This window comes from Stenotrophomonas sp. STEN009, from assembly GCF_056760395.1.
Map to the genome: position 1 here is coordinate 1 of NZ_JBRRES010000007.1, position 13,492 is coordinate 13,492.

The 13,492-nt window shown below is 68.3% G+C and carries 13 protein-coding genes; 4 read left to right on the forward strand and 9 right to left on the reverse strand.

The genetic code is table 11. The features are described 5' to 3' along the window. Window positions 1-384: 384 nt before the first annotated feature. Window positions 385-1,362 carry an isopenicillin N synthase family dioxygenase gene (locus ACVOMM_RS04790; protein ID WP_053520081.1) on the reverse strand — a complete coding sequence of 326 codons (978 nt, stop codon included), beginning with the start codon at window positions 1,360-1,362 and terminating at the stop codon, window positions 385-387. A gap of 149 nt (window positions 1,363-1,511) precedes the next feature. On the opposite strand from ACVOMM_RS04790, the gene ACVOMM_RS04795 reads away from it, so the two are divergent. From ACVOMM_RS04795 to ACVOMM_RS04805, 3 genes are read left to right on the forward strand one after another with little or no spacing between them, the layout of a single operon-like run. Next, window positions 1,512-3,395 (forward strand): DUF3413 domain-containing protein, encoded by a 1,884-nt coding sequence (locus ACVOMM_RS04795; RefSeq protein WP_180876063.1) that lies wholly within the window; start codon window positions 1,512-1,514, stop codon window positions 3,393-3,395. A gap of 19 nt (window positions 3,396-3,414) precedes the next feature. After that, complete coding sequence (locus tag ACVOMM_RS04800; RefSeq protein WP_053520079.1) at window positions 3,415-4,560, forward strand: glycosyltransferase family 4 protein; 1,146 nt, start codon at window positions 3,415-3,417, stop codon at window positions 4,558-4,560. Further along, window positions 4,553-5,410 carry a polysaccharide deacetylase family protein gene (locus ACVOMM_RS04805; protein WP_128988887.1) on the forward strand — a complete coding sequence of 286 codons (858 nt, stop codon included), beginning with the start codon at window positions 4,553-4,555 and terminating at the stop codon, window positions 5,408-5,410. The genes ACVOMM_RS04800 and ACVOMM_RS04805 overlap by 8 nt, the downstream gene beginning before the upstream one ends. 85 nt (window positions 5,411-5,495) lie before the next feature. On the opposite strand, the gene glmM is transcribed toward ACVOMM_RS04805, so the two are convergent. The 5 genes from glmM to trpB all read right to left on the reverse strand — a co-directional run bounded on the left by glmM (window position 5,496) and on the right by trpB (window position 10,655). Further along, a complete protein-coding gene (gene glmM, locus ACVOMM_RS04810; RefSeq protein ID WP_053520077.1) occupies window positions 5,496-6,860 on the reverse strand; it encodes a phosphoglucosamine mutase in 1,365 nt (454 codons plus the stop codon). Continuing rightward, the gene (gene accD / locus ACVOMM_RS04815) at window positions 6,860-7,735 is read right to left on the reverse strand and encodes an acetyl-CoA carboxylase, carboxyltransferase subunit beta (protein WP_053520076.1); all 876 of its coding nucleotides are present in this window, start codon (window positions 7,733-7,735) and stop codon (window positions 6,860-6,862) included. The genes glmM and accD overlap by 1 nt, the downstream gene beginning before the upstream one ends. Window positions 7,736-7,940: 205 nt before the next feature. Continuing rightward, a complete protein-coding gene (gene trpA / locus ACVOMM_RS04820; protein WP_065174902.1) occupies window positions 7,941-8,750 on the reverse strand; it encodes a tryptophan synthase subunit alpha in 810 nt (269 codons plus the stop codon). A gap of 1 nt (window position 8,751) precedes the next feature. Further along, entirely contained in the window at window positions 8,752-9,441 is a 690-nt protein-coding gene (locus tag ACVOMM_RS04825; RefSeq protein ID WP_476340803.1) for a hypothetical protein, read from the reverse strand. Further along, on the reverse strand, window positions 9,438-10,655 hold the full coding sequence (trpB, locus tag ACVOMM_RS04830; RefSeq protein ID WP_180876068.1) for a tryptophan synthase subunit beta: 1,218 nt from the start codon (window positions 10,653-10,655) through the stop codon (window positions 9,438-9,440). Before trpB ends, ACVOMM_RS04825 begins: the two co-directional genes overlap by 4 nt. Before the next feature lie 96 nt (window positions 10,656-10,751). Between trpB and ACVOMM_RS04835 the strand changes: the two genes are divergently transcribed. Next, window positions 10,752-11,639, forward strand: coding sequence for a LysR family transcriptional regulator (locus tag ACVOMM_RS04835; RefSeq protein WP_053520072.1), 888 nt, complete (start codon window positions 10,752-10,754; stop codon window positions 11,637-11,639). 23 nt (window positions 11,640-11,662) lie between these two features. On the opposite strand, the gene ACVOMM_RS04840 is transcribed toward ACVOMM_RS04835, so the two are convergent. From ACVOMM_RS04840 to ACVOMM_RS04850, 3 genes are read right to left on the reverse strand one after another with little or no spacing between them, the layout of a single operon-like run. Continuing rightward, complete coding sequence (locus ACVOMM_RS04840) at window positions 11,663-12,319, reverse strand: phosphoribosylanthranilate isomerase (RefSeq protein ID WP_481525938.1); 657 nt, start codon at window positions 12,317-12,319, stop codon at window positions 11,663-11,665. Then, entirely contained in the window at window positions 12,316-13,086 is a 771-nt protein-coding gene (gene truA, locus ACVOMM_RS04845; protein ID WP_053520070.1) for a tRNA pseudouridine(38-40) synthase TruA, read from the reverse strand. The genes ACVOMM_RS04840 and truA overlap by 4 nt, the downstream gene beginning before the upstream one ends. Before the next feature lie 32 nt (window positions 13,087-13,118). Then, a complete protein-coding gene (locus tag ACVOMM_RS04850; RefSeq protein ID WP_065174912.1) occupies window positions 13,119-13,478 on the reverse strand; it encodes a VOC family protein in 360 nt (119 codons plus the stop codon). Window positions 13,479-13,492 lie beyond the last annotated feature (14 nt).

Here is a 13,492-nt window from a genome sequence, read left to right on the forward strand (position 1 = left end):
CCCGCCGGGCTGCTGACAGATTCCGGGGGTGCCGCCCGCCACGTAAAGAGAAAATAAGATCAAAGGCAAATGCGGCAGTGCGGGTGCCTGCGGGGGTCAGAGCCGGATCTGACCCCTGCCCCACCTCGGTGTGACAGATCTCATCCATCCGTCACCGGGAAACTGTCGAAGGCGGGGAGGTGTCGGATGGCGGGGTGTCCCCGGCCAGGGGGGCCCCGCCCACCCCCCCCCGCGGGGGGTAACCCCGGCCCCCCCCCCCCCCCCCCCCCCCGCCCCCCCGCCCCCCCCCGCAACACCCCCGCCCGGTTTGGGCTTGGGCGCGCGGGCCCCGGCCCGGCGCTACCCTACCCGTAATGGAAAGGCCGCCTCGCGGCGGCCTTTTCATTACTTCAGCTTGATCTCGCGCAGGCGTTCCTCGAGGAAGCCGTGGGCGGTGATCGGCTCCGGATACCGGCTCGGGTTCTCCGGGGTGATGCAGGACGGCAGCACGTCGATCAGGAAGTCCGGGTTCGGGTGCAGGAAGAACGGCACCGAGTAGCGCGGCTGGCGGGCCAGCTCGCCCGGGGGATTGACCACGCGATGGATGGTGGAGGGATACACGTGATTGGTCAGGCGCTGCAGCATGTCGCCGATGTTGACCACGATGGTGTCCGCATCCGACGTGAACGGCACCCACTTGCCATCGTGCGACTGCACCTCCAGGCCCGCCGCACTGGCACCAACCAGCAGGGTGATGAAGTTGATGTCGCCATGCGCACCGGCACGCACGTTGGGAATGTCGTCGGTGGTGATCGGCGGGTAATGGATCGGGCGCAGGATCGAGTTGCCGAAATTGGTCTTGTCGGCGAAGAAATCCTCCGGCAGGCCGATGTGCAGCGCCAGCGCCGACAGCACGCGCGACCCGAGGTTGTCCAGCGCCTGGTACAGGCCGTAGCCCCGCTCACGGAAGCCCTCGACCTCGGTCGGCCACAGGTTCGGCGGCATCACGTCGCGGTACCTGGAGTCGTCGCCGATCTCCCGGCCGATGTGCCAGAACTCCTTCAGATCGAAGTGCTTGGACCCCTTCGCGGTTTCCACGCCGAACGGGGTATAGCCACGTGCACCGCCCCCGCCGGCCACGTGGTACTTCCGCTTGATCTCCTCCGGCAGGGCGAAGAAGGCCTTGAAGACATCGTAGGCCGCGTCGATGTCGGCCTGCGGAATGCCGTGGTTGCGGATGCCCGCGAATCCCCATTGGCGATAGGCCGCCCCCAGCTCGGCCACGAAGGCCTCGCGGTCGCTGTCAAAACGGGTGATGTCGAGGGTCGGGATCTGGCTCACAGCGGTTCCTGGCTTGTCATTGGGTCTGGAGGGCCGCCGCATTCAGGGCCCACCTGAACATTGTGACAGATCGCCCGCAGGTCGACACCGATACGTTGAAACAAACCGATACAATGCGCGACCCGCGCGCGGATCCGCCGGCCGCGGCGGCGCCGCCCCCTTGTCCCGCTCCTGCTGAACACGTACCGACGATGCCCTCCGCTCCACCCGCCGCCGATCCAGCTTCCCGACCCGGTTGTACCCAGCACTGGCGCCGGCTGGCCTGGTGGTCCTTGTTCGTGGCGGCGAACGCCGTACTGGCAGCCGTCATCACCCTGGGCAACGTGCCGCTGCGGGACAACCCCGGCGGCCCCGTCGGCCTGGCGTATCTGGCCGTTGCCCTGCCCGGCCACCTGCTGGCGTTCGGCGCGCTGGCCGGCCTGCTGCCGCTGCTGCTCGGTCTGTGGGCCCGCAGCGCGCGTCCTCTGAGCATCGGCGCGGTGGTGCTGCAGGGCCTGTGGCTGTGCCTGCTGCTGGTCGATGCCAAGGTGTTCGCGCTGTACCGCTTCCACCTCAATGCCATGGTGGCGAACATGGTGTTCGGCGGCGCGCTGCACGATCAGGTCGCGCTGTCGTGGAAGACCTGGCTGCAGGCGATCGCCCTGGTATCGGCCATCTTCGCCGCCGAAGCCCTGCTGGCGTGGGCCTGCTGGAAGCTGCTGCCCGCCCTGCCCCGACGGCGCCACGTCCTGCAGGCATGGACACTGGTCATCCTGCTGATGGCAGGTGGCCAGGTGGCGACCGCCTATTACGATGCACGCGGCGAGCGTGACGTGATCAGCCAGTGGAACTACCTGCCCTGGGCGCAGCCGATCACCGCCAAGAGCTTCATGCGTCGCCTGGGCGTGGTCAGCCAGCAGCAGGCGGGCCTGCCCGACCCCCGCCATGCCCAGCTGCACTACCCGCTGCATCCGCTGCGCTGCCAGAGCCACCGGCGGCCGAACGTGCTGATGGTGGTACTCGAATCACTCCGCCACGATGTGCTGACGCCACAGATCATGCCGAACACCACGGCATTGGCGAAGTCCTCCCGCGTCTACGAGCATCACTTCAGCACCGGCAACGCCACCCGCTACGGCCTGTTCGGCCTGCTCTACGGCCTTCCCGGTGGCTACTGGGCAAGCATGCTTGACGAGCAGCGTGGCTCGCAGCTGTTCCAGGTCCTGGGACAGCAGGGCTATGACCTGCACCTGTACGGCAGCGCGCCGATGTACAGCCCGGAATTCGACCGCACCGTGTTCGCCGATGTCCGTGACCAGCTGCACCAGGGGCCGTCGGCACTGAAGCCCGATGGCCGCGACCGTGCCATCGTCGCGTCGCTGCAGCAGGACATCCGTAACAGCCAGGCCGCGCAGCGCCCGTGGTTCGGTTTCGTGTTCCTCGACTCCACCCACGCGCCCTACCACCTGCCGGCCGACTATCCGCCCCTGGCCACGCCGATGGCCGCGGACATCGACTTCCTCAAGTTCGGGCCGGACCACGATCCGACGCCGGAACTGAACCGCTATCACACCTCCGTCCACTACGCCGACAGCCTGGTCGGATCGCTGCTCGATACCCTGCGTGCGCAGGGCCTGGAGCAGGACACCATCGTGCTGGTCACTGGCGATCACGCAGAGGAGTTCAACGACCTCGCGCTGAACTACTGGGGCCACAACGGCAACTTCTCCGACTACCAGTTGCAGGTGCCGTTCGTGCTGCACTGGCCGGGCGAGGCCAGCGGCCGTGATGCGCGCACCAGCTCGCATGAGGACTGGGTGCCCACGCTGATGCGGCACGCCCTGGGCTGCGAGAACCCGCTGGCCGACTACAGCACCGGCCAGGACCTGCTGGCGGCCCCGGAAGGGCTCCGTGCCCTGGTGGTGGAAAGCTGGTCGCAGCGCGCCGTCCGCCACGGCGATGCCCTCTACGTGTTCGACAAGTTCGGCAATGCCACCGCGCTGGATCGGCACTATCGCCCACTGCCACAACAGGCGCCGGACGCAGCCGCGATCCGTTCCGCCTGGGAAGCGCTGACGCGCTTCCGCAATCGTTGATATCAAGGATCGAGTCCGCATGAAACGTTCGCTGCGCATCCTGCACACCGAAGCCGCCAAGGGAATGGGCGGGCAGGAGATCTACATCTTCCGCCACATGCAGGCCATGCGCGCGCGCGGCCACGACGTCTCGCTGCTGTGCCAGCCCGAGGCACGGCTGGCGCAGCTGGCGCGCGATGACGGCTTCACCGTGCATACGCTGCGCATGGGAGGGCTGGCGCGCCTGCTGCGCGGCATCTGGTCGGTTTCGCGCCTGGTGCGCCGCGAACGCTATGACGTGGTGAACACCACCAGCCGTCGCGACGCCTTGATTGCCGCCGCCGGCGCCCGCCTCGGCGGTGCGCCGCTGGTGGTGCGCTCGCGCCACCTGATGAGTCCGGTCAACTCGCTGCTGACCTATACCGGCCTGCCGCACCGGGTGCTGACCGTCAGCAGCTTCGTCAAGCAGCTGCTGGCCGACCGTGGCATTCCCGCTGAGCGCATCGGCATCGTGCCGCCGATCGCGGTTCCACCGCGCTGGACCGATATCCGCAAGGAAGATCCGTGGCAGTGCCTGCAGGACGTGCGTGCCGAAGTCCGTGCCGAGCTCGGCTTCGGCGAACAGGACATCGTGGTCGGCTGCGTGGCGGTGCTGCGCGAGCCCAAGGGCCATGCCGATCTGCTGCAGGCAATGGTGCCGCTGTGCAAGGCCAATCCGAACCTGCACCTGGTGGTGATCGGCGACGGGCAGCCAGTGATGGAGCGCCTGCAGGCGATGTGCGCCGAGCACGGCCTGCAGTCGCAGGTCCACCTGCTCGGCTACCGCGACGGCGCCTGCCGGCTGATGGCCGGCTTCGATATCTTCGCCCTCGCCTCGCACAAGGAAGCCGCCGGCACCGTGTTCCTGGAAGCGGCGTACGTCGGCGTGCCGATCGTGGCGACGCGGGTTGGTGGCGTGCCGGAGATGGTCGTGGACGGCAGCAATGCGATCCTCACCCGGCTGGGCGACAATGCTGCCCTGACGGGCGCTCTGCGCCTGCTGGTGGACGATCCGGAACGGCGCCGGCAGATGGGCCGTGCCGGCTGGGAATGGATGCGCGCTGCGCACCGCTTCACGCCCACCGGCCACGGCGAGACCACCGAACACTACTACCGCCAGTGGCTGAAGGAGCTGGGACATGGCTGATGCCCGAACCGTACCGGTGCTGATGCACCATCACGTCAGTCCGTCGCCCGGCATGATCACGGTGTCGCCTGAGAATTTCGAAAGCCAGATTGCCTGGCTGGCCAACAGTGGCTGGACCTCACTGACACTGGAGCAGTACGCCGGGTTCCTGGCCGGCAGGCCGGTGCCGCGCCGGTCGATCGTCATCACCTTCGACGATGGCTACCTGGACAACTGGGTCTACGCGCATCCGATCCTGCAGAAGTACGGCATGCACGCGGTGGTGTTCGTGGTCACCGGATGGATGGGCGAAGGCCCGGTGCGGCCGCATGCAGGCCTGCCCGGCGCGGTACTGCCGGCAACGCCGGACCATCGCGGCTGCGAGGCCGCCATCTACGAGCAGGGGCGCAGCGACGATGTGATGATGCGCTGGAGCGAAGCGCGCGCGGCGATCGACGCGGGCACCTTCGAGGTGCATTGCCACACCCACACCCATACACGCTGGTTGCGCCGCGACGACCTGGACCGCGCGCAGCGCCGGGCCGGCATCAGCAACGACCTGGCACTCTCGCGCCAGGTCCTGCAGGACAAGCTGGGCGCAGTTTCGGACACATTGTGCTGGCCGTACGGTGACTTCGACGATGACCATGTCGAAGTCGCGCGCGAGCAGGGGTTCCGTTACCTGCATACCACCCACCCGTTCGGCCGCAACGTGATCGGCGGCGATCCCGAACGCATCTACCGCTTCGCGATCCGCAACCGGCCGGCCAGCTGGTTGCGCAAGCGCATCGCGCAGAGCTACAACCCGTTGATCGCGCCGCTGTTCAACGGCTTCAAGGCCCGCCAGAAGAAGATGGTGCCGGGCCCCTGAGTCCGCCTCGGCTCAGCAGCGGCCCTCTGAACAGACAACGCCCCGGTCGTCCGGGGCGTTGTCCGTTGCGGAACCACCTGCGGGCTCAGGCCGCGGCGGCGGCCTTCACTGCGGCCGACAGGCGATCCAGCGTGTCCTGCATCAGTGTTGCGTCATCGGCCTCGACCGTCACCCGCACCACCGGCTCGGTGCCGGACGGGCGCAGGAATGCGCGCCCACGGCCGGCCACGGCCTGCTGCGCCTCCAGCAGTGCCGACTGCACGCTTTCGGCCTGCACGGTGGTCTTGGCCGAGACATTGCCCAAGCGCACGTTCACCGTCTTCTGCGGGACCTTCACCAGCGGCTGCAACGCCTGCCGCAGAGTCTGTCCGCTGCTGCGCAGCGCAAGCAGCACCTGCAGCGCACTGACGATGCCGTCACCTGTCGTGGCCCGGTCCAGGCACAGCAGATGGCCCGACGCTTCGCCACCGAGCACGCCGTCACCTTCGATCAGCGCCTGGTGCACGTAGCGGTCGCCGACGTTGCTGCGCTGGAACGGGATCTGCAGGTCGGCCAGCGCCTTCTCCAGTCCATAGTTGCTCATCAGCGTGCCGACCACCGGCCCACGCAGGCGACCTTCCGCCTGCCAGGTGCGTGCCAGGATGTACAGCAGGTCATCGCCGTCGACCGGATTGCCCTGGTCGTCAGCCATCAGCACGCGATCGCCGTCACCGTCGAAGGCGATGCCGAGATCGGCACGGGTCTCGCGGACCTTGGCGGCGAGGTTGTCGATATGGGTCGAACCGACGCCGGCATTGATGTTCACCCCGTTCGGCTCGGCACCGATGCCGATGACCTCGGCACCCAGCTCGCGGAACAGCAGCGGGGCGATCTGGTAGGTGGCACCATGCGCGCAGTCCAGCACCAGACGTACGCCACGCAGATCGAACGCACGCGGCACGCTGGCCTTGCAGAACTCGATGTAGCGGCCTACCGCCTCGCGCGCGCGCGAGGCCTTGCCCAGCCGCTCCGATTCGGCCGTGGTGAACGGCACGTCCAGTGCGGCTTCCAGCGCCAGTTCGGTGGCGTCGTCCAGTTTCTCGCCCTGTGCGGAGAAGAACTTGATGCCGTTGTCGTAATGCGGGTTGTGCGAAGCACTGATGACGATGCCTGCATCAACGCCCAAGGTGCGGGTTAGGAACGCCACCGCCGGGGTGGGCATCGGGCCCAGCAGCTGCACATCTGTGCCGGCGGCGACCAGGCCCGCCTCCAGCGCCGCCTCGAACATGTAGCCGGAAATGCGGGTGTCCTTGCCGATCACCACGATCGGGCGGCGCCCGTCCTGGCCGTGCCGGGCCACCAGCACGCGGCCCAGCGCATTGCCCAGGCGCAGCACGAAGTCGGCCGAGATCGCTCCCTCACCGACACGTCCGCGGATGCCATCAGTACCGAAGTACTTGCGGCCTCCCATCAAGCCACCTCCGGCGCCGGCTGGCGGCCCAGCATCGCCAGCAGGTCGGACAGGCGGTCACGCATTTCGCGGCGGTCGCAGATCTGGTCGATGGCACCATGCTCCAGCAGGAATTCCGAACGCTGGAAACCTTCCGGCAGTTTCTCGCGCACGGTCTGTTCGATCACGCGCGGACCGGCGAATCCGATCAGCGCCTGCGGCTCGGCGATGTTGATGTCACCCAGCATCGCGAACGAGGCCGACACGCCACCGGTGGTGGGATGGGTCAGCACCGAGATGTACGGCAGGCCGGCTTCACGCAGCTTGCCCAGCGCAGCCGAGGTCTTGGCCATCTGCATCAGCGAGAACAGGCCTTCCTGCATGCGCGCGCCGCCACTGGCGGAGAAGCAGACGTATGGCGCGCCGATCTCCACGGCAGCCTCGGCCGCCAGCGAGAAGCGCTCGCCGACCACCGAACCCATCGAACCGCCCATGAAGGCGAAATCGAACGAGGATGCGACCAGCGGACGGCCCTTGAGCAGGCCGCGCATGGCGATCAGCGCGTCGTACTCGCCGGTGTTCTTCTGCGCGATCTTGATGCGCTCGCTGTACTTCTTCTGGTCCTTGAACTTCAGCAGGTCGGTCGGCCCCAGGCGCGCACCGATCTCGGTGGTGCTGTCCGCATCGAACAGCGCGGCCAGGCGCGCGCGCGCGCGGATCGCCATGTGGTGACCGCACTTCGGGCAGACCTCCAGGTTCTCTTCCAGTTCCGGCCGGTACAGCGCGCTGCCGCAGTTGCTGCACTTTTCCCACAGGCCCTCGGGGACGCTGCGCTTCTTGCTGGGGGTGTTGTCGGTGCGGATGCCGGACGGCATCAACTTGCTGAGCCAACTCATGCGGGAGGACACTTCCGTTCAGGGCGGCCCGGGGGCCGCAAAGGCGGACAGTCTAGCTCCGCTTTCCCCGCCCGTGCACCCCTTGCCGGCCTGTGGGCGGCGGCGGAAAAACCATGCTGGGACGTACGTTTAGCGCAGGCAGCGCCGGGCCACGCCCGGCGGATACGCCGTAGCGCGCACCGTCGGGCATGGCCGGGCGCTGCCGTCAGGCGTCCAGGGCCTGGCGCAGGGGCGCCAGGAATGCGTGCGCCCGCTGAGCCGCCTCTTCGGCCGAGGTCGCTTCGGCCAGTGCCGCGACCAGGGCGCTGCCCACCACCACACCGTCTGCCTCGCGCGCCATGGCCGCCGCACTGGCGGCATCGCGGATGCCGAAGCCGGCCACCACCGGGACCGTGGCCCGTTCACGCAGCGCCTGCAGGCGTACGCTGGCGGCCTCGCTGTCGAGGCGGTCGGACGCACCGGTGACACCGGCAAAACTGACGTAGTACAGGTAGCCCCGCGCCAGCGCGAGCAGTTTGTCCGCGCGTGCCGGGCTGGTGGTCGGGGAGGCAAGCAGGACCAGGGCCAGGCCTTCCGCATCAAAGGCCTGCTGGGCTTCGCCGGCTTCCTCCGGCGGCAGGTCGACCAGCAGCACGCCATCCACGCCGGCGCTCACCGCGGCCTTGGCGAATGCCGCGTAGCCATGGATCTCCACAGGATTGAGATAGCCCATCAGCACCACCGGCGTCTGCGCATCGCGCTGGCGGAACTGCGCTACCGCCTGCAGGACGTAACGGCTGCCTGCACCGCGCGCCAGCGCACGTTCGGAACTGCGCTGGATGGTCGGGCCGTCGGCCATCGGATCGGAGAACGGCACCCCCAGTTCGATCACATCGGCGCCCGCCTCAACCAGTGCATGCATGACCGGCACGGTTGCTTCCAGCAGAGGATCGCCAGCGGTGACGAAGGGAATCAGTGCCTTGCGCTGCTGTTCGCGCAGGCGCTGGAAACAGGCGTCGAGTCGGGATACGGGCATGTCAGATACATCCTTCGATCAGGTCAACGGCGCCGCTGGCGCCCCAATGCATTCTGGATACGGTGCCATCCACGATCTCCACGCGGATCGCCAGATCGGAACCGGGGTCCTGCCAGAGCAGGGATTCGCCGGCGTCGGCATCAACGCCCAGCGCAGCTGCGATGACGCCCCGCGGCATCTGCTGCAGCACCTGCGCACGCGGCATGTCCAGGCGCAGTCCGAACGGCCCGGGCTGGGTCACCACCAGGCCCGAATCGTCGATCGGAGCCAGGTCGAAACGCACCACGTTGCCGTCCTGCACCAGCATCGCCACGCCCTCGGGCAGCGTGCCGCGCTCGTAATAGTCGCAGCGCCCGGCCGTCGCCTCGGCGAGGCCAGCCGAGTGCCACTGCGCCTCGGCCTGCAGTTCGCTGAAAGGCTGGCCGATCAGCACCTCGCCGGCATGGTCCAGCGCGACCGAAGCCACCGTCGGCGCGGCCCCGTCATCTGCGACCTCCCCTGCTGCAGGCAACGGTGCATCCTCGATCGGGTGATGGGCGGCATCGTCGTCGTTGCTGGCCACCTGGCGTGCCGGGGCGATGGCCGCCGGAGACGTCGCCGCGGGCGCCAGCACCGGCGGATCGGGCGGCGTGCAGCCGCCCAGCCCCACTGCCAGTACCAGCGCGCCACCATGGCGCAGCATGGGCCTCACAGCACCAGTCCTTCGCGTGCGGCGATGGTATGCACGTCCTTGTCGCCACGCCCGGACAGATTGCACAGCACGATCTGGTCGCGCGGACGCTCGCGCGCCAGCTTGATCGCCTGCGCCAGCGCGTGGCTGGACTCCAGCGCCGGCAGGATGCCCTCGGTGTGTGCCAGCAGATGGAACGCCTGCAGCGCTTCTTCGTCGGTGATGCCGAGATAGCGCGCGCGCCCGCTGTCGGCCAGGAACGCGTGCTCCGGGCCGACCCCCGGATAGTCCAGGCCGGCCGACACCGAGTGGGTCTCGATGATCTGGCCGTCGTCGTCGCACAGCACGTAGGTGCGGTTGCCATGCAGCACGCCTGGACGCCCTGCTGCGATCGAGGCGGCATGGCGGCCTGTGTTGATACCGTCACCGGCCGCTTCGGCGCCGATGATCTCGACCTGGCGGTCGTTGAGGAAGGCATGGAACAGGCCGATCGCGTTGCTGCCGCCACCCACGCACGCCGTGATCGCATCCGGCAGCCGGCCATACTCAGCCAGCATCTGTTCGCGCGCTTCGCGGCCGACGATGGCATTGAAATCGCGCACCATGCGCGGATACGGGTCCGGGCCCGCCACGGTGCCGATGATGTAGAAGGTGTCCTGCACGTTGGTCACCCAGTCGCGCATCGCTTCATTGAGCGCATCCTTCAGGGTCGCCGAACCGGAGGTGACCGGCACCACCGTCGCGCCGAGCAGCTTCATCCGGTAGACATTGATCTTCTGCCGCTCGATGTCGGTGGCGCCCATGTACACCACGCACTCCAGGCCCAGGCGTGCGGCAACGGTGGCGCTGGCGACGCCATGCTGGCCGGCGCCGGTCTCGGCGATGATGCGCGTCTTGCCCATCCGCGCCGCCAGCAGCGCCTGGCCGATGGTGTTGTTGATCTTGTGCGCGCCGGTGTGGTTCAGGTCCTCGCGCTTGAGCAGGATCTGTGCGCCGCCGACGTGGTCGCTCAGGCGCTGGGCATGATAGATCGGGCTCGGCCGGCCCACGTAATGAGCCAGATCGCGGTCGTAGGCCGCCTGGAACGCGGGGTCCTGGCGGGCCTGGTCATAGGCCTGGGCCAGCTCCTGCAGCGGACCGACCAGGGTTTCGGCGACAAAGCTGCCGCCATAGCGGCCGAAGTGGCCCTGGGCATCCGGGAAGGCGTGGTAGTCGGCAATGGGGGAGGCAGACATGGCAGGGACCGGTGATTCAGACAGGTGGATACTCTAGCGCACGGGTCATGACCGGAAAATGGATATTATCTGGCACATATCGTCAGGAAATCTCACATGAGCCGATCCCTGCTGCCGCCACTCAATGCGCTGCGCGCGTTCGAGGCCACCGCCCGTCTGGGCGGTGTGGGCCGCGCCGCGCAGGACCTGCATGTCACCCACGGTGCAGTCAGCCGGCAGCTGAAGCTGCTGGAGGATCATCTGGGCCTGGCCCTGTTCCAGCGCGCCGGGCGTGGCCTGCGCCTGACCGCATCGGGAACACTGTTGCAGGCGGCCTGCAGCGAAGCCTTCGCCGGCATCGAAGACTGCGTGCGCGAGCTGCGGCGGCCCGCGGCGTCGCCAGCGCTGGTACTGGGCTGCAGCGGCAGCGTGCTGGCGCGCTGGATGATTCCGCGCCTCCCCGCCCTGCAGGCCGCACTGCCCGGTGTGCGCCTGCAGTGGTCGGCACTGGACGGCAGCTTCACCGAGGCGCAGGCGGCACTGGATGCGGTCCTGCTGCTGGCGCAGGGGCCGTGGCCACGGGGCTGGCAGGTGCGCGAGCTGGCGCCCGAGCGGGTGGGCGTGGTGGTGGCACCGTCACATCCGGCGGCGCAGCGCCTGCGCCATGTGCCGCCCTCGGCACTGCTGCAGGAGACGCTGCTGCACACCAGCTCACGGCCACAGGCGTGGCCGACGTGGGCGCAGGCGCACGATCTCGACCCCGCCCGGCTGCGGCTGGGCACGGGTTTCGAACACCTTTACTACCTGCTGGAAGCGGCGGTGGCCGGGCTGGGTCCAGCGATCGCGCCGGAGCCGCTGGTCGCTGAGGATCTCGCGGCAGGCCGGCTGCTGGCCCCATGGGGTTTCGCCGCCACGGGCGGCTTCTGGGTCCTGGCGCGGCCGGAGGGCCAGGCCGACGCACGCGTCGACGCCCTGGCGGACTGGGTCGCGGCCCAGCTGAGGTAACGTGACGCCGCAGCCTCCCGGTCCTACTCCAGCACGGTGCAGTCGGCGCGGCGCACTTCCTCGACGAAGGTGCGCATCCTGTAGCCGTCCTTGATGCCCGGCTCCAGTTCAATGCCGCTGGAGACGTCGACGCCCCACGGCAGGGTCGCCAGCACCGCGTCGTACACATTGTCCGGGGTCAGACCGCCGGCCAGCAGGAATGGCCGATGCAACCCGGTCGGAATGCGGGTCCAGTCGAATGCAACACCGGTACCGCCACCGCCCCCCGGTGCATGGCTGTCGAACAGGAAGCCGGCCGCGCTCGGATAGCGCAGTTGCAGGGTACGCGCGTTGACTTCCTCACGTCCCCCCATCGCGACCGCCTTCAGGTAAGGCATGTTGAAGCTGCGGCAGTAGCTCTCGTCCTCCTCGCCATGGAACTGCAGCAGGGTGGGCCGCACGGTGCGCAGCACTTCGCGCACCTCTTCCTTGCTGTTGTTGCGGAACAGCGCCACCACGTCAACCATCGGCGCGATCGCCTGGCGCATCGCGCGCGCTTCGGCGGGCGCAACCCGGCGGCTGCTCTCGCGGGCGAAGATGAAACCCACCGCATCCACGCCGAGCTCGCCGGCCAGGCGCACGTCGCCGGCACGGGTCATTCCACAGAACTTGATGCGTGTACGGTAGTAAGAGCGGCTCATAGCGTGACCTCGGCGGGCAGATGCCAGTTGTCGGGGTACAGCGGTCCAAGAAACACCAGGCCCTGCGGCGGTGCAGTGGGACCGGCTACGGTGCGATCCCTTCCGGCCAGCAGCTCGGCGATCCACTCCACCGGTTTCTCGCCGCTGCCGACCAGGATCAGCGAACCGACGATATTGCGAACCATGTGATGAAGGAATGCATTGCCTTGTACCGCCACCTCGATCACCTCGCCGTGGCGGCTGACCTGCAGTGACTGCAGCTCGCGCCGCGCATGCAGGGCCTGGCACTGGACCGAGCGGAACGCGCTGAAGTCGTTCTCACCCAGCAGCGCCTGCCCGGCCGTGTGCATCAGCGTCGCGTCCAGTGCGCGACGCTCCCAGCTCAGCGTCTGCCGGTCCAGCGCCGGCCGTACTTCGCGATTGAGCAGCCGGTAACGGTAGCGGCGCGCCCGCGCTGAGAACCGCGCATGGAAATCCTCCGCCACCGGTACGCACCAGCGCACCGCGATCGAGCGCGGCAGGCGGGTGGTGGTACCCAGCATCCAGGCGCGCGGGTCGCGCACTACGTCGGTATCGAAATGCACGACCTGGCACTGGCCGTGCACGCCGGCGTCGGTTCGGCCAGCGCAGACCACCTGCAGCGGCGCGTCGGCCACCGAAGACAGGGCCTGCTCAAGACTGGCCTGGACGCTGGGACCGCCCTCTCCCAGGTTCTGCCAGCCTCTGAAATCGCTGCCGTCGTACTCGACGCCAAGCGCATAACGCATGTGCTACCTCGATGTTGCGGAGTGGACGACGCTCAGGCCGGATCGCGTTCCGACCAGACCGCCAGTTCATTGCCACCGGGTTCGACGAACTGGAAGCGGCTGCCGCCCGGGAAGGAGAACACCGGCCGCACCACCTCACCACCCGCCTGGCGCACGGCCATTTCGACCGGGGCCAGCTGATCGGCGTACAGCACCAGCAGCGGGGCGCCTTCGGTGGCGCGTTGCGGCTGGCCGCGGAAGAAGCCGCCCTGCAGGCGACCATCGTCGAAGGCGGTGTAGTCGCTGCCGTAATCGACGAACGACCAGCCGAACACCTTCTCGAAGAAGGCACGGCTGGCGGCCGGGTCGCGGGACGCGAACTCAACATAGTCGATGCGACGCTCGCGGGTCATGGCAGGGTCCTTGT

Excerpts from the sequence above, each read along its gene's own strand:
- trpA (WP_065174902.1), bottom strand. The coding sequence starts at position 8,750 with ATGCCCGTATCCCGACTCGACGCCTGTTTCCAGCGCCTGCGCGAACAG.
- ACVOMM_RS04835 (WP_053520072.1), top strand. The coding sequence starts at position 10,752 with ATGAGCCGATCCCTGCTGCCGCCACTCAATGCGCTGCGCGCGTTCGAG.
- ACVOMM_RS04805 (WP_128988887.1), top strand. The coding sequence starts at position 4,553 with ATGGCTGATGCCCGAACCGTACCGGTGCTGATGCACCATCACGTCAGT.
- ACVOMM_RS04800 (WP_053520079.1), top strand. The coding sequence starts at position 3,415 with ATGAAACGTTCGCTGCGCATCCTGCACACCGAAGCCGCCAAGGGAATG.
- ACVOMM_RS04790 (WP_053520081.1), bottom strand. The coding sequence starts at position 1,362 with ATGCGGCGGCCCTCCAGACCCAATGACAAGCCAGGAACCGCTGTGAGC.
- accD (WP_053520076.1), bottom strand. The coding sequence starts at position 7,735 with ATGAGTTGGCTCAGCAAGTTGATGCCGTCCGGCATCCGCACCGACAAC.
- glmM (WP_053520077.1), bottom strand. The coding sequence starts at position 6,860 with ATGGGAGGCCGCAAGTACTTCGGTACTGATGGCATCCGCGGACGTGTC.
- ACVOMM_RS04850 (WP_065174912.1), bottom strand. The coding sequence starts at position 13,478 with ATGACCCGCGAGCGTCGCATCGACTATGTTGAGTTCGCGTCCCGCGAC.
- ACVOMM_RS04795 (WP_180876063.1), top strand. The coding sequence starts at position 1,512 with ATGCCCTCCGCTCCACCCGCCGCCGATCCAGCTTCCCGACCCGGTTGT.
- truA (WP_053520070.1), bottom strand. The coding sequence starts at position 13,086 with ATGCGTTATGCGCTTGGCGTCGAGTACGACGGCAGCGATTTCAGAGGC.
- trpB (WP_180876068.1), bottom strand. The coding sequence starts at position 10,655 with ATGTCTGCCTCCCCCATTGCCGACTACCACGCCTTCCCGGATGCCCAG.
- ACVOMM_RS04840 (WP_481525938.1), bottom strand. The coding sequence starts at position 12,319 with ATGAGCCGCTCTTACTACCGTACACGCATCAAGTTCTGTGGAATGACC.